This is a genomic window from Corynebacterium sp. 122RC1 (assembly GCF_024580955.1).
GTDB classification, from domain to species: Bacteria; Actinomycetota; Actinomycetes; order Mycobacteriales; family Mycobacteriaceae; genus Corynebacterium; species Corynebacterium kozikiae.
The window spans coordinates 1-253 of sequence record NZ_JANIKD010000084.1; the positions used below are offsets into that span (position 1 = coordinate 1).

Below are 253 nucleotides of genomic sequence, written 5' to 3' on the forward strand. Positions count from 1 at the left end.
TCATAGAAGGCAACCGCATCCCTTTTGAACTGCTCGTCATAGCGTTTCGCTGACATGGTGGTAGATTACCTTTCCCCCAGCCCGACTGAGCTGAGATTGGGTGTCTACCTAACGGGGGTCAGGTCCCTACGGTGCGAAGAGAATCACCGCTGAACTGAACTCCCAGAAGGGGTTTGTTTCGGTGAATCATAAGCGTGTAGCCAGGGTTATGAAAAACATGAGCTTACGTGGCTACACCAAGCGTAGGAAAGTG

At 51.4% G+C, this 253-nt stretch carries 1 pseudogene; it reads left to right on the forward strand.

What is annotated here, in order from left to right:
• Window positions 1–130 precede the first annotated feature (130 nt).
• A pseudogene (locus NQ050_RS11170) lies at window positions 131–253 on the forward strand (transposase); the annotation flags it as partial.